This window comes from Streptococcus sp. HF-2466, assembly GCF_015594645.1.
Taxonomy (GTDB): Bacteria; Bacillota; Bacilli; order Lactobacillales; family Streptococcaceae; genus Streptococcus; species Streptococcus anginosus.
The window spans coordinates 155,453-177,730 of record NZ_JADNQU010000001.1 but is presented as its reverse complement, the minus strand read 5'-3'; the positions used below and the strand labels follow the sequence as shown (position 1 = coordinate 177,730).

21 protein-coding genes and 1 pseudogene are annotated in these 22,278 nt (G+C 38.1%); 19 read left to right on the top strand and 3 right to left on the bottom strand.

Annotated features, from left to right (window positions below):
* The first annotated feature begins 8 nt into the window (after positions 1-8).
* Positions 9-248, top strand: a complete 240-nt coding sequence (gene kphA / locus IYQ91_RS00910; RefSeq protein ID WP_003001620.1) for an RNA-binding protein KphA — start codon at positions 9-11, stop codon at positions 246-248.
* Between the two features lie 58 nt (positions 249-306).
* Here the strand turns inward: kphA and IYQ91_RS00905 are convergent, their stop codons facing one another.
* Both IYQ91_RS00905 and IYQ91_RS00900 read right to left on the bottom strand, forming a co-directional pair.
* Positions 307-816, bottom strand: coding sequence for a transcription repressor NadR (locus tag IYQ91_RS00905; protein ID WP_195672795.1), 510 nt, complete (start codon positions 814-816; stop codon positions 307-309).
* A gap of 38 nt (positions 817-854) precedes the next feature.
* Entirely contained in the window at positions 855-1,379 is a 525-nt protein-coding gene (locus IYQ91_RS00900) for an ECF transporter S component (protein WP_024051575.1), read from the bottom strand.
* A 143-nt stretch (positions 1,380-1,522) separates the two neighbouring features.
* Between IYQ91_RS00900 and IYQ91_RS00895 the strand changes: the two are divergent.
* The 5 genes and pseudogenes from IYQ91_RS00895 to IYQ91_RS00875 all read left to right on the top strand — a co-directional run bounded on the left by IYQ91_RS00895 (position 1,523) and on the right by IYQ91_RS00875 (position 7,338).
* Positions 1,523-2,386: pseudogene (locus tag IYQ91_RS00895) on the top strand (GNAT family N-acetyltransferase).
* Positions 2,387-2,441: 55 nt separating this feature from the next.
* A complete protein-coding gene (locus IYQ91_RS00890) occupies positions 2,442-3,074 on the top strand; it encodes a copper homeostasis protein CutC (protein WP_022525802.1) in 633 nt (210 codons plus the stop codon).
* Positions 3,075-3,086: 12 nt separating this feature from the next.
* The gene (locus tag IYQ91_RS00885) at positions 3,087-3,758 is read left to right on the top strand and encodes an MmcQ/YjbR family DNA-binding protein (protein WP_195672794.1); all 672 of its coding nucleotides are present in this window, start codon (positions 3,087-3,089) and stop codon (positions 3,756-3,758) included.
* A gap of 95 nt (positions 3,759-3,853) precedes the next feature.
* Entirely contained in the window at positions 3,854-5,593 is a 1,740-nt protein-coding gene (locus IYQ91_RS00880) for an ABC transporter ATP-binding protein (protein ID WP_195672793.1), read from the top strand.
* A gap of 2 nt (positions 5,594-5,595) precedes the next feature.
* Positions 5,596-7,338 carry an ABC transporter ATP-binding protein gene (locus tag IYQ91_RS00875; protein WP_195672792.1) on the top strand — a complete coding sequence of 581 codons (1,743 nt, stop codon included), beginning with the start codon at positions 5,596-5,598 and terminating at the stop codon, positions 7,336-7,338.
* Positions 7,339-7,577: 239 nt separating this feature from the next.
* Here the strand turns inward: IYQ91_RS00875 and IYQ91_RS00870 are convergent, their stop codons facing one another.
* A complete protein-coding gene (locus IYQ91_RS00870) occupies positions 7,578-8,864 on the bottom strand; it encodes a PLP-dependent aminotransferase family protein (RefSeq protein WP_195672791.1) in 1,287 nt (428 codons plus the stop codon).
* A 220-nt stretch (positions 8,865-9,084) separates the two neighbouring features.
* Here IYQ91_RS00870 and IYQ91_RS00865 point away from each other — a divergent pair, with 220 nt between their 5' ends.
* The 13 genes from IYQ91_RS00865 to IYQ91_RS00805 all read left to right on the top strand — a co-directional run bounded on the left by IYQ91_RS00865 (position 9,085) and on the right by IYQ91_RS00805 (position 22,267).
* Complete coding sequence (locus tag IYQ91_RS00865) at positions 9,085-11,400, top strand: CAP domain-containing protein (RefSeq protein WP_195672790.1); 2,316 nt, start codon at positions 9,085-9,087, stop codon at positions 11,398-11,400.
* A gap of 226 nt (positions 11,401-11,626) precedes the next feature.
* Complete coding sequence (locus IYQ91_RS00860) at positions 11,627-11,965, top strand: ATP cone domain-containing protein (protein ID WP_003024641.1); 339 nt, start codon at positions 11,627-11,629, stop codon at positions 11,963-11,965.
* 234 nt (positions 11,966-12,199) lie between these two features.
* Positions 12,200-12,391, top strand: a complete 192-nt coding sequence (locus tag IYQ91_RS00855; RefSeq protein WP_195672789.1) for a hypothetical protein — start codon at positions 12,200-12,202, stop codon at positions 12,389-12,391.
* A complete protein-coding gene (locus tag IYQ91_RS00850; RefSeq protein ID WP_003043334.1) occupies positions 12,391-13,278 on the top strand; it encodes a replication initiator protein A in 888 nt (295 codons plus the stop codon). Before IYQ91_RS00855 ends, IYQ91_RS00850 begins: the two co-directional genes overlap by 1 nt.
* Positions 13,278-13,544 (top strand): thiopurine S-methyltransferase, encoded by a 267-nt coding sequence (locus tag IYQ91_RS00845; RefSeq protein WP_006269180.1) that lies wholly within the window; start codon positions 13,278-13,280, stop codon positions 13,542-13,544. The genes IYQ91_RS00850 and IYQ91_RS00845 overlap by 1 nt, the downstream gene beginning before the upstream one ends.
* Before the next feature lie 341 nt (positions 13,545-13,885).
* A complete protein-coding gene (locus tag IYQ91_RS00840) occupies positions 13,886-14,206 on the top strand; it encodes a hypothetical protein (RefSeq protein WP_049512512.1) in 321 nt (106 codons plus the stop codon).
* A 94-nt stretch (positions 14,207-14,300) separates the two neighbouring features.
* A complete protein-coding gene (locus IYQ91_RS00835) occupies positions 14,301-14,855 on the top strand; it encodes a hypothetical protein (protein WP_049512514.1) in 555 nt (184 codons plus the stop codon).
* A 70-nt stretch (positions 14,856-14,925) separates the two neighbouring features.
* Positions 14,926-15,153, top strand: a complete 228-nt coding sequence (locus tag IYQ91_RS00830; RefSeq protein WP_049512516.1) for a hypothetical protein — start codon at positions 14,926-14,928, stop codon at positions 15,151-15,153.
* A gap of 10 nt (positions 15,154-15,163) precedes the next feature.
* Positions 15,164-15,919, top strand: a complete 756-nt coding sequence (locus tag IYQ91_RS00825) for a hypothetical protein (protein WP_049512518.1) — start codon at positions 15,164-15,166, stop codon at positions 15,917-15,919.
* 400 nt (positions 15,920-16,319) lie between these two features.
* Complete coding sequence (locus tag IYQ91_RS00820) at positions 16,320-18,653, top strand: VirB4-like conjugal transfer ATPase, CD1110 family (protein ID WP_229311604.1); 2,334 nt, start codon at positions 16,320-16,322, stop codon at positions 18,651-18,653.
* Positions 18,654-18,670: 17 nt separating this feature from the next.
* The gene (locus IYQ91_RS00815) at positions 18,671-21,313 is read left to right on the top strand and encodes a phage tail tip lysozyme (RefSeq protein ID WP_229311579.1); all 2,643 of its coding nucleotides are present in this window, start codon (positions 18,671-18,673) and stop codon (positions 21,311-21,313) included.
* Between the two features lie 44 nt (positions 21,314-21,357).
* Entirely contained in the window at positions 21,358-21,999 is a 642-nt protein-coding gene (locus IYQ91_RS00810; protein ID WP_084741136.1) for a hypothetical protein, read from the top strand.
* A gap of 13 nt (positions 22,000-22,012) precedes the next feature.
* Positions 22,013-22,267: a hypothetical protein gene (locus tag IYQ91_RS00805; RefSeq protein ID WP_049534255.1), complete on the top strand. Its 255-nt coding sequence runs from the start codon at positions 22,013-22,015 to the stop codon at positions 22,265-22,267.
* The last annotated feature ends 11 nt before the right edge of the window (positions 22,268-22,278 follow it).

The following is a 22,278-nucleotide window of genomic DNA, read 5'->3' as shown; positions in this document are numbered from 1 at the left end:
GGTTGACTATGGATACGATTGAAAATCTTATTATTGCGATAGTGAAACCTTTGATTTCACAACCAGATGCTTTAACTATCAAGATTGAAGATACACCAGAATTTTTGGAATATCATTTAGATCTTGACCCTAGTGATGTTGGACGTGTAATCGGTCGTAAAGGTCGCACGATCTCTGCGATAAGAACGATTGTTTATTCTGTCCCAACCGAAGATAAAAAAGTCAGAATTGTTATTGATGAAAAATAAAAATGGAGCCATTCAGGCTCTATTTTTTTGAAATCTATATAGAAATCATGTTTGAATTTTATAATAAAAATCCCAATTTTTCTAGTGCTTTTTCGACATAGTCTAAATCTTGTTGCGAATCAGCTTCTACTAGATGATAATGAACACCGTCTGTCAATTCAGATAAACCGCGGAAATTGGTCTCGTGAATTTGTTGAATGAAATGCTGAACATCTCTGCGACAAGTTAATTTTAGATAGGTTTGAATTTCCCCATAAACGGGATGCTCTATCATAATATTTTGAACTCGTCCACCGTTATCTACAATTGCCAGTAATTCCACTTCAATATCTTCAATCGTATGCTTAACTTTAAAAAGCTGGTGATAATATTTAGCAGTATCATTCGTTTTGTAAATATAGCCTCGATTTGTACTAATAATAGGGGCGCCATCTGCTCGTAAAACGGCAATGTCTTGTACAATGATTTGTCGAGTAACATGGAATTTCTCTGCTAAAATTTGTCCATTTAAGGGAGTTTCCGCAGTTTTTAAAAGCTGTAATAAATCTGTTCTTCTTTGTTTTATCATAAATTCATTGTAGAATAAATCTGTTAAATATTCAAGATTTAGCGGATTTTTTGTAGAGCTTTATAGATAAATTGTGCAATGATAAAATCAACGATACTATGAATAATAGTTCCAACTCCTACGAGGATGAAAAGCAGATAAAACATATTTGCTGGAAAAGAAGTTGAGGCGTAAAAGATGAGGCAAGCAAGGACTTCAGCAATTGCATGAATAAAAGCAAGGACAATATTAAGAATCCAAGTCTGGATTGGTTTATCTAAAGTTTTAGGATATTTTTTTAGATAAAGAGCGCCTACCAAGCCGAAGCATAGGTGCGACAGGGCACGAAGAACGATAACAATGGGATAACCAGCTACTAAAAAACCAAAAGTAGATCCTAGAATAACGATCAAAGCCATTAACGGCGAGATAAACATGGCTAAAAAGATGGGAACATGGCTTGCCAAAGTGTAGGATGCAGGCGGAATAATAATCTTTGCAGGCATAACCATGGGAATAACAATAGCTAGTGCGGTCAGAAGAGCTGTAAGAGTTATAAATTGATTTTTTGTTTTAGGTTTCATAATTTTCTCCTTTTAACTGTGTATACACAAGTATAGTATACTGTTTTTGCAGATAATGTCAAGAGAAAATTTTGATAGAATAGGACAGAATTCCTAAACAATCTGTGTAATTTCTGTTAGAATGTCAGTAAGAGGAGAATATTATGATAGATGTAAAGAAACAACCAGAGTATATTTCCATTGATTCTTCCTTACGTTTGCGAAAGTATGATGGACAAGCTCACCTCGCTTTTTCTTGGTATCAAGACCCTGAGGTAATCCGTTTGATTGATGGTAGTAGAGCGCCTTACACACTTCAACGAATCAAGAAAATGTATGATTATCTTACTCAGCAGGGAGAAGTGTATTTTATTGAAGTTTTGACAAATGCAGGGTGACAGCCGATTGGTGATGTGAGTTTTTGGCAAGAGGACATGCCGATTGTTATTGGCAATTCAGCTTATCGTGGTCAGGGAATCGGGAGGACAGTTGTTCAGGCATTGGTTGAACGCGGACGCAAGTTGGGTTATAAGGGCTTGTATGTTCAAGAAATCTATGATGACAATGAAGCTTCTAAGAAGATGTTTGAGTCAGTAGGGTTTTATCCTTTGGAAAAGACTGAAAATGGGCATCGCTATGCTTTGGATTTGACGCTTTCTTTGTCAGCTATTCAACCAAGTCAATTTTATCTTTCTGAGAAGAAATTAGAGCAGGTACAGGCATGGTTTGATATAAAGGACATAAATGCTTTAAAGCCTTTACCAATTAAGCGATTGAAAGGTAAAATCTTTTTCACTGATGGACATAGCAGAGCATTTGTAGCTTATCAAGCTGGTTTTGAAGAGATTCCAGTTTGTTCAGAAGAGGACGATTTGAATTGGGATTTTTATTACTATTGCCTTCAAACTTGTGAAAAAATGGGAATTTTTACGATAAAAGATTTAGAAAATCGTATCTTGCCTGAGTCGGATTATAGGAAAAAATGGTTGGATTGGTGCCAGCGAGTCGCGAAAGATTTTGAAGAATAAATAGTGATTATGTTATAATAATCAAGAAAACACTTTCACATAGAAGAGGTCAAAAATGATTTATGAATTTTGTGCAGAAAATGTGACTAATTTGGAAAAAGCCATGCAGGCTGGTGCTCGACGAATTGAACTTTGCGATAATCTAGCAGTTGGCGGAACAACGCCTAGTTACGGTGTCATAAAAGCGGCTGTTGAGCTAGCAAAACCTTACAATGTGACCGTTATGACGATGATTCGTCCACGCGGGGGAGACTTTGTATACAATGACTTGGAAATGGAAATCATGCTAGAAGACATTCAAATGGCGTGCAGCGCTGGGACACACGGACTTGTTTTTGGTGTTTTGACAACTGCTAATAAAATTGATTATCCAAAAATGGAAAAATTATTAAAAGCCTCGCAAGGGCTGGAAGTCGTCTTTCACATGGCTTTTGACGCTACTCCAAGAGAACATCAATTTAGTGAAATGGACTGGCTAATGGAACATAGCGTGAAACGGATTCTAACTCACGGTGGACTGGCAGAAGAGCCGATTCAAGAGCATTTTTCTTGGTTATATGAATTGATAAATCATGCAGCTGGTCGGATTGATATTTTACCAGGAGGCGGTATTACGGTTGATAATCGTGATGAAATTGTTGCAAAGCTCGGCGTCAATCAACTTCATGGTACCAAAATTGTATTTTAGAAAGTGAAGATCATGTTAGACTTATTTGAGAAATATCAAGCAAATCCAGAAAAATTACAGGTATTTGGTTTTGAAAAAAGAGGAGAAGAGTTTGTTTATTCTCAGGAAATAATGAATGGTGATTTTCTGTTACAGCTAAAACTGCAGGGTGAGAAGCTGGACTATCAAGTGTTTGACCAAGAGACTGGTGATGAATACGTACAAGTCAAAATGAAGACTATGACGGGTGAATTTGTCGGTCAAGTCCGTGAAGCTTGTCAGGATATTTTTTTGATGATTCGAGCTAATTGTTTTGAGGAAGTTGGCTTTCTTTATGAACAGAGCAGGCGCTTGCAAGATTATGTTGCAAAAACCTATGATGAAAAGCTAGAATACCTCTGGGAAAAGTCTTCCAGGAAGAGTTCTACCAAAGCTGGAGTTTTCCGTCATCAGGACAGTAAAAAATGGTATGGAGCCTTTCTGACTACAGATTGGTCTAAGTTTGAAGTAGATGGAAGTGGTACTATTGAGGTGCTTAATGTTAAGAATGACCATGTGGTAGAGCTAATTCAGAGAAAGGGAATTTACCCAGCCTTTCACATGAATAAAAAATATTGGCTGAGCCTGCCCTTGGATGATACTTTGACGGATACAGAACTTTTTTCCCTTTTAGATAAGAGTTTTGAATTGACCCAAAAGAAATGAGGAACACAGTTAGGTTGCGCTAGCTGCGTTTTATTTTTACAGATAATGCAACAAAATAATGTATAATGGTAATTAGTAATAGCAGAGGAGAAAATATGAATCTTATCAGAAAATTGGGCTGGTTTTTCAAACTGGAGAAAAAACGTTATATTATCGGAATTCTAGCCTTGTCTTTGGTTAGTGTTTTTAATTTAATTCCTCCTAGAGTAATTGGTGTGGTCATTGACCGTATTGCTAGTCGAAATCTAACATCAGAGCAATTACTTTTAAATCTTTCACTTTTGGTTGCTTCGGCCTTTATTATGTATGGTCTGCGTTATCTTTGGCGTCTATATATTTTTGGTACGGCAAATCACTTGGGACGACTTTTACGTTCTCAACTCTTTGAGCACTTTACCCAAATGGCATCGTCTTTTTACCAAAAATATCGAACAGGAGATTTGATGGCGCATGCAACGAATGACATTAATGCAGTTGTAAGTGTGGCAGGTGGGGGTGTCATGTCGGCGGTAGATGCCTCTATCACAGCACTGGTAACGCTGCTGACCATGTTTTTTGTTTTAGACTGGCGCTTGACTTTGATTGCTATTCTGCCATTGCCATTTCTTTCCTGGGGAACCAGTTTAATTGGACGAAAAAATCATGAGAGCTTTAAAGCGGCTCAGGAGGCTTTTTCTGACTTGAATAACAAGGTACAGGAAAGCGTTTCGGGGATTAAAGTGACGAAGTCTTTTGGCTATCAAAAAGCAGAAAGTTACTCTTTTGCTAGAACAAATCAGGATGTCTATGAGAAGAATATTTTAGCTGCTAAATACAATTCCCTCTTCGACCCTATGGTTCTGATTTTCATCGGCTTATCTTATGCGTTAACTTTGATTGTTGGGGGAATATTCATCTCTAGAGGGCAATTTACAGTCGGGGAATTAGTGACGTTTATTACTTATCTAGATATGCTGGTATGGCCTTTGCAGGCGATGGGCTATCTCTTCAACATCAGCCAGAGGGGAATGGTGTCTTATGAACGGATTGAGCGACTGTTGGCAGAAAAATCTGATGTCAAAGAGACCAAAAATCCCGTTTCCCCTATACAAAATGGTCGTTTGCTCTATTATATTCAGCGTTTTTCTTATGAGAAAGCAGCCACTTTATCCAATATTCATTTTGCATTAGAAAAAGGGCAGACGCTAGGAATTGTTGGACAAACAGGTTCTGGCAAAACAACACTATTACGCCTGCTCATGCGAGAACGGGATATTCAAGAAGGTGCTATTTATCTGAATGATCATGATATTCGAGATTACAGCTTAAATGATTTGCGGAGTTTGATTGGTTACGTACCGCAAGAACAGATTCTTTTTGCAATGTCGATTGCGGACAATATTCGTTTTGCAAATCCAGACTTGTCAGATGACGAAGTGATTCAAGCTAGTAAACTTTGTGGTCTTTATGAGGATATTATTGCCATGCCAGAAGGCTTTCAGACGATTGTCGGTGAACGAGGGGTATCGCTTTCAGGAGGTCAAAAGCAACGTTTAGCCATGAGTCGAGCGCTCGTTTTGAAACCAGATATTTTAATCTTGGATGATTCTTTATCTGCTGTTGATGCTAAAACAGAGCATTTGATTTTGGAAAATCTCAAGGAAGAAAGAGATGGTAAGACGACGATTATTACTGCTCATCGGTTATCAGCAGTTGTTCATGCAGATTTGATCTTAGTTATGGAAAATGGGCGCATTAAAGAGCGTGGCACTCACCAAGAATTGATGGCTCAAAACGGTTGGTATGCGCATACTTATCACAACCAGCAACTGGCAGAAAGTCTGAAGGAGGAGTGATTATGAAAAAACAAACAACTTTTCATCGCCTTCTGACTTATATGTGGCGTTATAAATGGGTGAGCATTTTGGCACTTACTTTTATCTTTGCGACAACTTTGGTGACGACAGCTTTGCCGCTTTTGGCCCGGTATTTTATTGACCATTTTATCAGTCGTCATCAGATTATGGCGGGATTTTATATTTTAATTCTCTATTATGCTCTCTTTCTTTTGAGGGTGCTATTTACTTTCTTAGGACAGTATTCTTTTGCCCGTGTGGCATATAGCATTGTTCGCGATCTGCGTCAGGAGAGTTTTGAAAATATTGAGCTACTACGTATGGCTTATTTTGATCAAACGGCTGCAGGAGCGATTGTCTCCCGTTTGACGAATGATACACAAGCGGTAGCAGATATGTTTAGTAGCATATTTTCAAGTTTTCTAAGTTCCATTTTTATTCTTGTTGTAACAGTAGTGACGATGTGCACCTTGAATTGGCGCTTAACAGGACTTATTGTACTTTTTTTACCAGTCATGCTGGGCTCCATTTTACTTTATCAACGCTTATCTAATCGTCTCCTCAAACTCGTCCGAAGCAAACTGAGCGATTTGAATGTCAAACTTTCTGAAAGTATTGAGGGAATGCGAATTATTCAGGCATTTAGCCAGGAAAAGCGTCTAATAAATGAATTTGAAGCGATTAACGGGGAGCATTTGGAGTATACAGTCCGCTATCTCAATATCAATAGCCTTTTTCTCCGTCCAGCTATGTCTTTGCTAAAAATTTTAGCTTATGCAGTTATTTTAGCTTACTTTGGCTTTACTTGGCAGGTTGCAGGAGTGACAGCAGGAGTCATGTACGCTTTTATCCAATATGTCAATCAACTTTTTAATCCTCTGATTGATTTGATGCAGAATTACTCTGTTTTACAGACATCTATGGTGGCTGCAGACCGTGTTTTTGCAATCATAGACCGCAGAGACTATGAGCCCAATCAAGCTAATCTTCCATTGGAAATTACAGCTGGGAATATTGAATTTCGTCATGTTTCCTTTTCATACGACGGCAAGCGTGATGTTCTGAAAGATATTTCATTTTCAGTCAAGCAGGGGGAAACAATCGCCTTTGTTGGTGCGACTGGCTCAGGCAAGTCTTCGATTATCAATCTCTTTCTGCGTTTTTATGAATTTGAAAGAGGAGAAATTTTAATTGATAATCAAAACATTAAGGATTACAGTCAAGCTGAATTACGCCGCAATATTGGTTTAGTTCTTCAAGATCCTTTCCTCTATCACGGTACCATTGCTTCTAATATCCAAATGTATCAGGAAAATATGAGTCGAGAAGATATTGTAGAAGCTGCTAAGTTTGTGGATGCTCACGACTTTATCACTCAGCTTCCTGCAGGTTATGACAGTCCAGTAACCGAGCGAGGTGCGACTTTTTCAAGCGGACAAAGACAATTGCTAGCTTTTGCTCGAACAATCGCTACCAAGCCCAAAATCTTGATTTTGGACGAGGCAACCGCTAATATCGACTCAGAGACCGAAGAACTTATCCAAACTTCGCTAAAAAAAATGCGCCAAGGACGAACAACGATTGCCATTGCTCACCGTCTGTCTACCATTCAGGACGCTAACTGCATTTATGTCATGGAACAAGGCCGTATCATTGAATCTGGCACACACGAAGAGCTTCTAGCGCTTAAGGGGACTTATTATAAAATGTATCAATTGCAGGCTGGAATGATGAAAGAAGAGTGATATGTTAAAGAAGGAGGCTGGGCAAAAAGTGCCCCAGCTTCTATCAGATTTAGTAATAAACGAATAACGCAGTAGGTGATTGGACTCTTCATTCGCTTTTCAAGCTCAGAAGAGCGCTTTTGGCGAAAACTTCGTTTTCTTCATCTGCAACCTTAAACAGCTTGATAACTGTTTAAGCACCCTTGCGGGGGTGGGACTACGAACTAAAAATTTTCGATTTTTAGTTCTGTCCCACTCCCTTATAAATATTCATTTAAATGTTGTAAGACTTTTTCTAGATCCTCGTATTTAATTTTTGCGTATTGATAAGGACAATCCTGTATATAACTTGCTTCAAAAAAATCCAATGGCAGATTGCTATGTTTGAGGGAGCTGACAGATTTAAGTCCACGTAGATCTAGTAAGATACCATCTCTATTGAGAAAGTAGGAAAGTTTGAGCTGATTTTGGCTTAAAAGTTTTCTAGCTCTCGTCAATTCTTTTTCTTGTTGATTGAGCAGAGAAAGACGATTTTTTTCAAACATGAGATTGTCAATATAAAGGGATAGAGCTTTCTGCATGATGAGATTGCTGTCGTAGTCTACTGCTTTTTTGTAGGTTATAAAAGTGGGCTGAATAGCTGGAGGAAATAGCAGAGCTGTTATCCGAAGGGCAGGGAAGAGGCTAGTAGAAAAAGATTTGATATAGATGACATGCTGGCTGTCGTCCAAGTAATGAAAGGTTAGTTCGCGTTTGCTGTCAAAGTCAGCCAAATAATCATCTTCTATGATATAAACATCATAAAGCCGAGCAAGACGAATGATTTCTTCCTTCTCCTTTCGACTGTAAGAATGCCCCAAGGGATAATGAAAGCGTGGGATAGTATAGAAGAATTTGATACGACCAGATTGAAAAATCCTCTCCAATTCTCCTAAATCAATTCCTTCTGGAGTTCGCTCAATTGTTTGATAAGGAAGTTTTTGGGCAGTTAGCAAATCATTTATCCGATGATAGGTAGGCTGTTCAACTAGAATTTCATATTTTTCATTTGGAAAGGCAATTTGCGAAAGAATATAAAGAGCTTGCTGGGTACCAGATGTCAGAACAATCCTATCAGCAGAGGTGTAGATAGCTGAATCTAGAAGCAGCTGCTGGACAGATTGTCGCAAATCCTCTAGCCCCTCTTGTTGCGAGTAGTAGTTAAAAAGATAATTCTCACGTCCAATCAGCGTTTCATTGAGACAAAGTCGAAAGTCTTCATAAATTTGGTAGTGGTCATCTCTGACGGTTAGCTCCATGTCCTGCTGATCCTCCAGACTATTTTCCAACACATAGTAGCCACTTTTAGGAACCGCATAGATATACTTTTGATATTTCAATTCCATTAGCGCCTTTTGAGCTGTATCCTTGCTACAGCGATAGTATTCTGCCAGCTGACGGACAGAAGGAATCTTTTGTCCCTTGGACAATTTCCCACTTTTAATATCTTGGCTAATCTGATCTACAATACATTGATACTTAGGTTTTATCATCTTAACTGTCCCCATACAGAAGAATTTTTCTCTATTGTAGCGTATTTTGAAATCTTTTACAATCAGGAAATGATAGTTTGGATTGTGTAGGATTCCCCCATAGATTTCTCCCTACCAATAATTAATGTAAAAGAAATTTAATGAAATAGTTATCTGAGTAATACATTAGCGGAATTGTAATTTAGGCTGAAATGGTTTATAATGAAAAGTAGCAAGTATATTAGGAGGCCGTCTAATGGAGAGAAAAATTAAAAAATCAGTAGTTGCGACCGGTTTAGCTGCAACCACTATTATTTCAGGCAGTTTATCACATCAAGTAAATGCCGAAGAAGTAAAAACACAATCTACTGAGCCAAAGACATCTGAAAAAATCACCAAACCAGTTACAGAAACAGATGTTCAATCAGCAAAGATGCAAGCCGATGCTGCAAAGGTTCAGACAGATGCTCAGCAAAAAGTTGTAGAGCAAGTCAAAGGAGATGTAAATACTTCAAAGGACGCGGTAGCAGATAGCGAAAAAGCTGTTGCAAATGCTGAGGCAGAAAAGAAAGAAGCAACTCCAGAAGTTATTGAAACCGCAAAAGAAGAAGTGGCGACATCAGAGAAGGCGGTTACAACAGAGGAAAATAAGGTTCAAGAAGCAGAACAGTCTGAAACAAAGGCAAAAGAAGCTGTTAAAAATCAAGAAAATGTTGTTGCAGGGCAACAATCACTTGTTGATGTAGCACAACGTGAATTAGATACAGCAAAAGCTCCGGTTGCAAATGAGCAGCAAGAGCTCAACCAAGCACAAGATGCAGAAAAACAAGCAGAAAAAGATTTAGCAGAAAAGCAAAAAGAGCTTGCTAAGGTGAAAGAAGAAATCGCTAATCTTCCTAAAGAAATCAATTCAGCGACTGAGCAAGTCAAGCAAAGTGAGCAAAAAGTTGCAGAAAATCAAGCAGCTATTGATCAAAAAAACGCTGAAGTAGCCCGTGCTGAACAAGCAGCTGCCAATGGAAGAAACGTTGACTTAAGCAAGGCAACCTATGGTGAATTTTTACAACACGCTAAAACAAATGGAGCCAACGAAGCGATTCGTAATGCAGCTACTGAAGCTCTAGCAACTTATGAAAGAGCTAAGCGTGAAGACGGTATTACAGTTGGTTCTGACGCAACAAGTCCAGCAACTTTAGCAAATAACTTAAAAGCGATTGAATTGGTTAGAGCTATCAATGCTTATCGTAGACAAGCTGGATTAAAAGAATTATTGATTGATCCTTACAAGAATCCAGCAAGCCAAGTCCAAACTCTTTATTTTGAAAGAGCAGATTGGCATATGGGCAAATATTTGAGAAATGAAAATGTAGCGATTAGTTTTACTCCGAAAGGAGCCGTTGATTTTTGGTATAAGGAAAAATCTATCTATATGGCTGAGGCAGCTAAGTATGGCTTAACAACCAATGAGCGAGACATTGATTCCAATCAAATTTATACCACCTTACGTAATCGTGGTCAACTTGCTTTCTTCTATAGAGTTGGTCACTATCTTCAAATGATGGATAAAAACTTTAATACCATTTCAGCTGCATATGATAAAGTTCCAAATCAATACAGTAATGTATATGGAACGTCTGAAGTTGGATTTCATAGAGAACCTAATTTTAATGCACGTGTTAACAACGGTACTCTTCTTAGCGCAGACGCGTATGAGCAAGCAATCCGTAATTTTGCTGGTGCTGCAAAAGCCGCAAATGCACAAGCAACAGTAGCGAAGAGTCAATTAGGCGTGTTGCGAGCTCAAAGAACGGGTTATGTATCTACTTTAAATATTCAAAAAGCAAAATTAGCAGACCTTCAAAAGTTGTCTGCGAATCGTTCAGCTGCTCTTGCTACTGCGAATGCTGGAGTGATTACAGCTGAAGCGGCCTTGACAAAAGCAAAGCAAAATGTTGTAACAAAAGAAGCTGCTTTGAAGCGCGCAACTGCAACTATTGCATCCAAGTTAGCACCAAAACAAGTAGCTTTAGAAAAAGCTCAAAAAGTGCTAGATAGTGCTAAAAATAAATTAGCAAAACTAAAGAAAGCTTTAATTACAGCGGAGTTAAATGTTGCCAAGGCAAAAGACGCTTTGCAAACTAGTCAAACCAAGCTAAAAGAAGCACAAGATAACTTGGAAAAATTACAAAATGCACCACAAGCACTGGAAGCAGCTCAAAAGGCTCTTCAAGCTGCACAAGCTGACTATGCCTCTAAGGTTAAAACGTTAAAAGATGAAGAAGCAAAACTAGAGATTTCTCGTTCAATTTATACCAAGTTACAAGAAAACTATGAGCAATTGAGAAGTCAACTTCCTCCGAAGGCTCAAAAAGAAACAGGTGGAAAAGTACCAAACTTACACTTATCCAGAACTTACCAACCAAAACCATTGTTAGTTAGACAACAAAATACTGGTCAAAAAGTTCTGCCTGCTACAGGTACTAAAGCAGATCAGGTTGCTGCATTAGGCCTGCTACTTGGTTTGGGAACTCTAGCTAGTGCTCGCCGTCGTAAAAGAAATAACGAAGATTAAATAATTGAAGATTTTAGAAAAAATCTAATCTTTCTTCCCAAAGACAAACAACTCTGTTTTTGAGTGTTTGTCTTTTTTTAATCAAGATAATCAAAAGCAAGCATTGAAAACCGCAGCTTTTGTCTACCAACTCTCCCACAGTATCTATCATTTTGAGAATCAGCACAAAAATAGTATAATAAACTGTATTCTCTTAACGAAACGAATAAAACTAAAGGAGTTTTTCATGCAAGTCATCAAACGTAATGGAGAAGTTACTGATTTTAATCCAGATAAAATTTATCAAGCTATTCTGAAAGCAGCACAAACAGTCTATGTCTTGACAGATGATCTACGTCAAAATTTAGCGCTTGTAACTAAAAAAGTAGTGTTAGATCTAGAGGAAGCTGGTGTTGAACGAGCTACTATCAGTATGATCCAATCTATGGTAGAAAATCGCCTGTTAGGTGCTGGTTATATCACCATTGCCGAGCATTATATCTCCTACCGCTTGCAACGAGATTTGGATCGCAATGGTTATGGCGATCATATTGCAGTCCATTTACATTTTGAACAAATTCGATAATAAATTTACAGCTTAGATCACAGAATGAAGTAGTTGGCAGATTTTTTTGAAAAATTTGCTAAAAATCAACTTTCTTTTAAGTTAACAATAATGCTTGTTCTAGAAAAGTTTACCACATTCCCTTAATTTGTATGTGTCCCAAATTGGGAGAATTGAATAAATAATATTGAGAGAACGTAAAAAAGCGTTCTCTCTTTTGTTTTTCTCAAAACCAATTTTAGGAGCTGTTCTGTTATGAATATGAATCAGAAAAAATTACGTGCTAAACAAAAACAATCAAAGAATATGGTGATTGTAGAACTCATGGAATTGACAGGGTGGTCACGTGATCGTGTTATTGCTTCACTTGGCTATCTTGAAGCTACTAGAATGATAAAATTTCCTGAACAAGGTGGAATCATGCTGAGAGCAGGTGAGGTGAAATAATGGCATACGGAAGAATTTCTTTAGAACAAGCTCTAAACAGTGATAATTTTTATCAACTGCCTAAAGTAATTATTGGTACTAAGTTTTACAGCAAACTAAAAGCAGAAGCCAAATTATTATTCATGCTTTGTAGAGATCGTTTGAGTGTCTCACTTGACAGCACCCGAAAAGGAGATTTGAGGTTTGTGGATGAAGCAGGAGATATCTTTATCTATTACTCCATTGAAGAGCTTGCTGAAGATCTTGGTTGTGGTAGAGCGAAAGTTATTAAACTAAAAAAAGAGTTGATCAAATATAGCTTAATTGATGAAGTTAGACAAGGATTAAACAAGGCTAATCGTATCTATGTGAAGAATGTTATTACTGATATTCAAATTCTAAACATGACTTTTGAAGAAGCACAACCCCTCTTAAACCCAGTAAAATCAACGGAAGTCTCAAAATCGAACTTCCAGAAGTTCGAAAATGGAACTTCAAGAAGTACCAAAAACGAACTTCAAGAAGTCTCAAAATCGGACTCAACTTATATTAAAGAGAGTAAGACTAAAAAGAATAAGAATAAAATAATTCTTTCTGAGGATGAGGAGGAATCTCCTTCTCGAAATTTGGAAGAAAAGAACCAAGAATTACTTTCTCGAAAAGTGGATAAAGCGACTCGTTATGATAAGGAGTACATTTGGAATCTGGTTCATGAACAGTTATTAAAAGATAACTTTACAGAGACCACAGTAAGCTATATATTGTTAAATTTTGAAGATCGTTATCAGTATGCTCTGTCCAATATGAAATATGCTAGCTCCTCGGAGAGGATTGCTGAATATGTCTATAATGGCTTATTAGCTAGCTATAACAGCATAATTAGAAAACAAAACAAAGGAGTAAACTAATGGCACTTTTTGGAAATAATAGAGAGTCACAAAGAATGGCTGCAATGCGAGAAACTCAAAAACCAGAAGAAGAGCTAGAGATGTTGATTGAGTATTATGATAAAACAACAGAAACGATTTCAATTACATCCAACCTAGAAGAATTACAACAATTGGTTGGTAATTCCTTATCAACTGGAGCCAGTATGAATTTTCCAAGTGCACAACCACCTTTTGTAATCAATCCAAGGTGGGTTAAGAAAGTGACTCTTACAAAAAGGCAGTAGATTCAAAAGGGGAGTCTATGACACTGATTGCATACATTTTAGATTTTTGACCTGAGCATGTCAGAAAACTACTTGTGGCCTTTGAAAACTGAATAGAACGACTGTCCCGATTAGCGTGGCTTGGTATAAAAAGAAGAAGCAGGGGCGGTGTAACGGGAGCTAGAAATGCATATCTAGTGCCTGCCACAGGAACGTAAAAGCATAGCAATCAATGCTATAAGCCAAAGGAGTTTGAGGTGAGCTAGACTATAAACCTTGCGTAAAAAACCACGGCGGAGGTGAAATACCCTCCCAAGATGGCTGCGTAGTTCAGCCTTCCATATCACAAAGGAGAAATCAAAATGAATGGAATCAAAACACAAAAAGACACGGAAGTGACCGTGTCAGATTTAAAAAATTTAGGACGTCAGGGCGACGTGACAGCTCGACTAGATTCAGGCGAGATTATTGAATTGAAAGCAAAGTATGCGATAAGAAAACGCCTGGCAATTGTTGCAGGTCAAGAAACTGAAGCTGAAATAATTGTTTTCTACCCAGAAATTTACAAACAGATAAGAACAGTGAAACGAAGAAATATTCTTATCGCTAGGAAAGTTAAGCACAAGAGAGAGACAATCTTACAGCTCACTGGTAAAGGCTATCACAGACCTAATAACGACTAAAAGGGGGTGTTGATAATACACGAATCATTATTATACCAAAAAAAGTTGTAAAACATGGTATAATAAAATCAAGAAAAGGGAATGGGGTGAGAAGATGACTGAACAAAAAGAATCACTGACAACGACTCAAGAGAAGCCCAAAGATAGACTGGATCAGCTAGTTGATCAGTACAATGCTGCAGTTCGTAAGTATGAACAAGAAACTAGTCCTGAACAAAAGCGAAAAGATTTGAAAGAGTTCCGCAAGCAGCGGAGAAAAGCAAAACGTCAGAACCGAGTTTATCCATGGACGGGTGCATCTTTTTGGGATTTCTTGGTTGGGTTATTCAAGGTTCTTTTTTACAGCCCTATCTTTCTTGTTCTCTTTGCAATTAACTTGTTGAAAATGATTATCGGGGTTTTTATCACTTGGATAGTCGGTAAATTTGCTATTTTATTTCTAGTTTTATTAGTGGGAGGAGCGATTACTTCTTTTTTACCTGATACTGAAAAAAATCTTATTTTTATTGTTGAAGGTCTCCCTAAACTATTTTTTAATATTGGTGGGATAGGAGGTTTCCAACTCTTCCCTGGAGGTATGATTGAAGTTTCTATCATGCTTCTGCTGGCGGTTATTGGCGCTGTTGGCGCTACAATTAACCCTGATTAACAATTATACTTACACTAGACGTCCCAGCTATTAAGAGGCGTCTTTTTCATACTCAAAAGGAGAAAAAATTATGGACACTATCGTACGTATTATTACTGTTGTTGGAGCAATTATCACTGTTTTAGGTCTCACATGGGGCTTGACTGGAGCTTATGATTACTTTGGCGGTCGTCGCAGCCGTGACACTACCCGTCAAGATCAAGGGCTGGAATCTATCATCTCAGGAGGTGCTATGGCAATCATTTCAGGTAGTCTGACAACAGCTATAGTGGCAGCTCTCAACGCCATTGCATTTTAAGGAGTCGCTTATGATTGATACGAATATTATCAATCAATTGACCTCAAGTCTCAGTAAATATAACCCAACACTAAATACTCAGATAATGGCTATCAATCAGTCTTTGTTAGCTGTAGGTTATATTTTATTATCCTTCTTTTTTATGCTAGAAATGCTCTCTTTTTACCAACATTTACGTCTTTCAGGTGGAGGAATTACTGTAAGAACCTGGTTAGAGGTTGGGATTAAATACCTTTTTGCTTTTGTTTTAATCACCTATTCTAGCCAAATCTTTGATGCAATTCTATGGTTGACAAATGCAACTATTCATCTGGTCGCAACGAACAAGAATATTACCTATGAATTTGTTGAACCAACTAAAGGAAACTGGTTTTTTAAACGTATTATTTCATTTATCGGAGGTAGTACTGAATTTATTACAAAAGTTACTGTCAATATCCTTGTTATGTTACGCTTTATTGAAATGTACCTACTCAAAGCTATTGCACCTGTTATCGTGGCTTTCTTTATGTCAGATGCTTTTCGAGGCATTGCGAAAAATGTCATTATGACCTTTGCGTCGGTGGCGCTACAAGGGTTGGTATTGATTGTGCTTTGTGCCATCTATCCCCTAGTGATTCAGGATGATTTGTTTAAAGTCACTATGACTGGATTTTGGGGAAATTTTGTGGCTTCCTTCGCTTCTATTGCCAAAGGAATTGTCTTTATTTTTCTTCTGATTGGAAGCAGTCGCAAAGCCAGGAGCTTATTAAACGTAATGGGTTAAGTTATTAGTCAGGACAGGAGTTCTGACTTTTTTATTTCCCTGCATTTTGGATAAAGGAGACCGTATGAATAAATTAGGCAGTGAATTTTTGAAAGAAGTCAAAGATTATGAACGGAGTATCATTGGCGGATTTACTTTTCGCCATATAGTCATGCTGACAGGTGTTGTTTTAGCGACTATTCTAGCAGCAGGAATCATTTTATTAGGCTTACCTGATATTTTGCATTATATTATCCTCCCTATTATTTTGATTCCCTTTATGATTTTTGGACTGAAACAAGAGGAACGATTGAAAGATATGTTGACTTTTAGGCTAACTATTCAAGAAAGAGCCTATCAAACTGAATTTGAAAGTGAGGAACCTTATGGTAAATTTACCATTTCTCAAGAAAAGGGGTCAATGAGTTTGACCCCATCCCAACAGGAGAGGGGGAAGCGTCTCAAACGAACAATGAAGCCCTCAACACAAAATACAATTGATTATGAGCTACTCTTTGAGGATGGGCTTATGTATATTGATGGGAGTGAATATTCCCAGACTTTTCGGCTTGGTGATGTGAATTACATCACTGCAGGTGAGGAAGAAAAGGTTGATATTGTTGATTTTTACGCTGGAGCTTTAAATAGTCTCAACTCAGATAATGGCTATCAACTTCTTATCATCAACCGTCAAGTCGATAGTAACCTATTAACCAATATTACCTATGATGCCGAAGGAGATGGTTATGACGATTACCGAGAAGAATATAATGATTTGATTGAGCACCGCTTTGCTTATGACCAAAATAATTTTACAGTAGAAAAATTTATTACCGTCACAACGTCAGCCTTTGACCGTAAAATGGCTAAACGTCAACTGAAAGATGTGGAGACTAACTTACGCAATCAATTTCAAGGGGTTGAGGTTACACTAACTGCACAGACGGGCAGCGAACGACTCAATATCTTTTCTGACCTACTTCGTGGGAATCCTTATCTCAACTTGGATTACCAAGATTTGGTCATTTCAGGATTGAAGACAAAGTCTTTTGTAGCCCCTAATCGGATTCGATTTTTTGAAAACTATATGATGATTGATGATAAGTTTGCCAAAATTATGTTTATCCGTCAATATCCCTCATTCCTTAATGATGGAATCGTTAAATCTTTAACAGATACAGGAATTGAACTGGCCATCTCTATCAATGCTAAGCCTTATGATATTGGTGAAGCAGTGAAAGACATTAACACAGCAGAAAGCAATGTCAAGCTGGATATGATTAAATCAATGCGCCGAGGTTTCTCAGAAGGGATTCCTGAAGATTTTGCTATCGGTGGGGTTGCCAGTGAAACCAATGAGGCAGATAAGCGTTGGCGTAAAGAAGTACAGGATAATGATCAGAAAATCTTTTCAGGTGTTATTTGTGTCTTTTTTAAGGCGGACAGTTTAGAACAACTGAATGAATATAGTAACCGTGTCAAAACAGCTGGTCGTAAACATGTGGTAGATTTTGAAGATATTTATTATCATCAAGAAGAGGCTTTAAACACGGTCTTACCTATCGGACGTTGTTTTTTAGACGTGAAAAAGTCCCTTATGCGTGATATGACCACTTCAAATATCGCAACCCAAGTACCTTTTACCAATGTAGATTTACAATCTACATCAAAAAGGGCGATATATTATGGTCAAAATCAACTATCCAATAATATTATTACAGTTGACCGTAAGCGAGACCTTAATACAGGCTCTGGCGTTGTGTTGGGATCTTCTGGTTCTGGTAAGTCTGTTACGGTTAAAGCAGGTGAGATTATTCCAACTATTTTAAAATATCCTGAAGACCGTGTAATTATTGTTGACCCAGAAGATGAATACTCTGATATTGGTCGTGAATTTGGTGCTCAACTCATTGATATTTATGTAGGGTCAAACACTCACTTGAACCTCATGGACTTACCAGATGAAGATAGTTTATCCTCAGATGATACAGACCCAATCGGTCAAAAATCTAACTTGATTATGGGATTGTTTGAAAACATCTTGACAGAAGTTACAGACGAGGAGTTCTCTATTATTGACCGTGTTACTCATCTTTGTTATGAGAAAATTACAGACAGAACGCCAACGCTTAAAGATTGGCATGTTATCTTGAAGCAACAGCCTGAGCAAGAAGCACAAAATCTTGCGCTTAAATCAGAATCCTATGCAACGGGATCTCAGGATGTCTTCTCGTATGAGACAAACGTTGATATGGAGAGTCGCTTCGTTATTTTTAATCTGAAGAAACTCTCTGGAAAACTCAAACCATTTGCCCTCATGGTTATCCAAGACTATATCTGGAACCAGGTAGTCAATAACCAGGGAAAACTTACGACACATATTTATTTTGATGAAATGCAACTGCAGTTTACTACAGATAATCAGGCGCAGTTCTTTACAGAATTATACTCACGTGTCCGCAAGTATGGAGCAATCCCAACAGGGATCACTCAAAATGTAGAGACTCTTATGTCACGTGAAGAAGGTCGTAAGCTGCTTTCAAATAGTGAATTTATTATTCTGTTGAAGCAAAAGCCAACAGATTTGAAAGTTCTGGCTGACACCATTCACTTAACACCTGCTCTTTTACGCTATGTAGCTAAACCAAAGGCTAAGGGGACAGGTTTAATTGTGGCTGGATCAACAGTTGTACCATTTGAAAATCCTATTCCAAGAGGAACAAAACTTTTCAATTTAATTGCTACAGACGCTTAGAAAAGTGAGGTGGCAGATTGACGGAACATAAAAAAACACGTGGCTTTCGAGAACGTCGTCAGGCTGTCAAGGAAGTCACCCAAGAGGCATTAGATACTTATAATGTTAAAGAAGCTAAGTTTGCTATGAAGGACGCCTATAAAGAGGCTAAAGAGACTCAAAAAGCGGAAAAGAAATTCTATAAGTTGGTTAAAAAGCGCAAGCAACATTACGGTTTGAAAGTCTCTCCCAAAGATAAGGAAGCTTGGAAGCGTGCTAAGCAGGATAAACGGATTGCTAAAAAGGTTTATGTCAAAACAGCGGAAAAATCAGGTGGAACAGTAGGACAAAAGTTTCGACGTGGGACTTATCGGGCGTCTAAACAACTTGTTCGCTCAAACCTTGAGAACGCTGCTTCTCAAGATGAAACCCTAGGAGCAGTGGCAGAGGGCAGACGAAAAATTCGTAACTTTCATTACCAAAAAGATAGTGCCTCAAGGTCAGTTAAAGCAGGTGGAAATTTAGGAAAGTGGACGATACAGAAAAGCTATGGTCTTACTAATCGAGGCTATAATTTTGTCCGAGGTCGAGGTTTTACAAGGACACCATTTCAGGAAAGCTGGCAAGGTAAATTGGCTAAACGTTATCGTAACTTTACAGTCAGATTTAAAGCCTCTAAGACTGGTAAAGTGACACGTGGAGCGGGTCGAGGGATTGACTTACTAACTAAGCCTCTTCGTACGGTTTTACATAATCCCTTATCTGCTAAGAGTTATATTATCATGTTCTTAGCAGCGGTCATCGTTGCCCTTGTCGGTGTTTTAGGTGGAAGCTCTACGGTTTCTCAAGATGAGTTTAAACTCAACCAAGCTTGGCTTTATTTCTCTCACCTGGATAGAGAAAACTCAAATTCTAGAGTTGATTATTGGTCAGACATTGATTCAGTCATGACTTATATGAATTATCGTTATGGTGATTATGATTTGAAAGGAAAATGGGATGATGGTATTAACTCTAATCAAGCTGGAGCAGACCATAACAAAACTTATGAGAATGCCTTAACCAGTCTTTGGAATGGTCTGAATCAGGATACAGACCATCTTAAAACAATGAAAGACTTGTATAGTAAGAAGTCAAAAATTGCTTGGGCTATCTTACCAAAAGATGACCGTGAAGATTATGAAGAACTATTGGAAAGTGCTCAAACAGATGGCTATTATACTTACCTGCAGGAATTAGACAATCCATTTTATACGGATAAAGATGAGGCACATTATAATAGCCCTTTACGTATTGTCAAACGTTTTGGCTATATCAGTAAAAGCAAGATTTATCAAGGTTCTGTTCTTCAGGCTAATACAGGGCAGCAGCTTTTGGCGGTCATGTCTGGGACGGTTAAGGTTTCAGGTACTGATGTCACGATTGAAACTAAGGAATCTAAATTCACTTACAAAGATGTATCAGGTATCCGTTTCAAGACAGGAGATACCGTTGAACAAGGTACGTTTATTGGAACTGTTAAGAGCAGCACTGGTCAGGAAGTTTATTACCAGAAACAAGAAGAAAAGGCGACGAAAAAGCAAAAAGCTAAATGGACGTATGTAAACGTCGGTTTTTACTTCCAACTGGTGAACTATACACAAACTACTTCTGTCATGACAGACCTTGATATTTCTGGAGATTTAGCTCAACGCTCTAGAGCTGTACGGGATTTCATTAAAAAGAAAATTCCGAATGCGACGGATAATGGGATTGCGGCAATGTTAGGAAATTTTGCGACAGAAAGTAACATCAAGGCTAAACGAGCAGAAAGCGATTATTTAAGTCCCCCGATTGGGGCGACAGAAAGTTCCTGGGATGATGAAAATTGGCTCAATATGGGATTTGCTCAAGGGGCAAGTATCGGCTCTTTAGTCGTTCACCGTGGCTTAGGATTGGGTATGTGGACGGATACTTCAGATGGAGCCATTCGGAATACACTTCTTAGAAACTATGCAAAATCAAAAGGAAAGAAGTGGTATGACCTGGAACTGCAGATTGATTTCATGCTAGAAGGAGATAATCCTTATTATATTCACATTTTAAAATCTATTTTAACGAGTAATGAGAATGTCGCGACCCTGACGCAGCGCTTTCTGGTACATTGGGAAGGGAATGCAGGCGATAAGCTCAAAGAACGTCAAAATAATGCAAAACAAATGCTGACGTATTTCAAGCAAACAATCAAAGGAAGTGGAACAGAGGCCTCTTCTTGGAATTTCCCAAGCGGTTGGGAAAGTAAATTGGCTTTTGGGAAGCCTTCAACAACTTCAATGACAACACAGCCAGGCAATAACTACCCAGTTGGTCAATGTACTTGGTATGTGGCGAACCGACTCGTGGAAACAGGAACGGTTGGCAATGCCCTTTCAAGTAATAACGGCAATGGTCAAGATTGGGTGAGGAATTTAGTTGCTAAAGGCTGGAGATTCAGTACAACTCCTACCCCTGGAGCTGTTTGTTCGACAGCTGGTGGATTTGACTTTACCACAGTGGCTTATGGGCACGTCGCTTTTGTTGAGGCTGTCAATGATGACGGAACCTTCTTAATTTCAGAATGTAATTATTTAGGAGTCCAAGACAAAGTTCATTATCGTGTTCTATCAAATCAGGCGTACTATACTTTTGCAACACCAAAATAAATGGAAAGGAGCAGCGGTAGACGAAAATCTACCGCTTTTCAATCATGTTAGATATTCAAAAAGTAAAATTTTTCAAAATTTTAGCTACTGTTCTGGGAATTGTGTTGATTTTCTTGATTGGTTTTGGTTTTGGAGCAAGAGGACAATCTCAAAGTTCTCCAAAGACTATAACCAAGAAATCAACTACAACTAAGAATAGTAATACACAAGACGGTTCATTAACACAAAATTATGTAGAGGATTTTCTTATGGTTTACTATACTAAGAAAGATCTGGGAGAAAATCGCAATCGTTACAAAGAATACATGACAGACGCAATGTATAATCAGGCAGTTTCTCTAGAGAACGAACCAACTACACAAACATATAAGGGTTATGTGGTGGACTTTGAGTATCGAAGCTCTAAGATTTACTTGGATACAAAAGAGAATGTAGCGCTGGTTAGCGTGACTTATACCAATACGCTTTTAGCCAAGAAAAACGACTACTCACAGTCTCAAAACACTACCAATACAGCTACTTTACGATTGAGTTTTTCTAAAATGAAGAACAAATTTTTAGTAAACCGTATGGAAAGTATTATTTTAGTGGATGCTAATAACAGTAATGACTATGCAAGCGTCAATACTCAAAAGACTTCTGATGATGCAACACCTCCATCAGAAAGTAATTCAGAAACAAAATAAAGGAGATTATAAAATGGCACAAAAAAACCTTAAAGACCGTTTGGCTGAAAAAGAAGAAGCATTGCAGAAAGCGGAAGAAAAGAAAAACTTCTATGCCAAGCGAGTAGCTAAACTCAAAGACGAAGTGAAAAACCTCAAGACGGAACGTACTCTGGCACTTCTTGCGGAACGTGATCTGGATTTGGATGACTTGGAACTGTTTGCAGATGAAATTAAATCACTTAAAAAGGCGTCTGAAACGTCTTCAGAACCTTCTTCCTCATACTAGGAGGTGAAGAT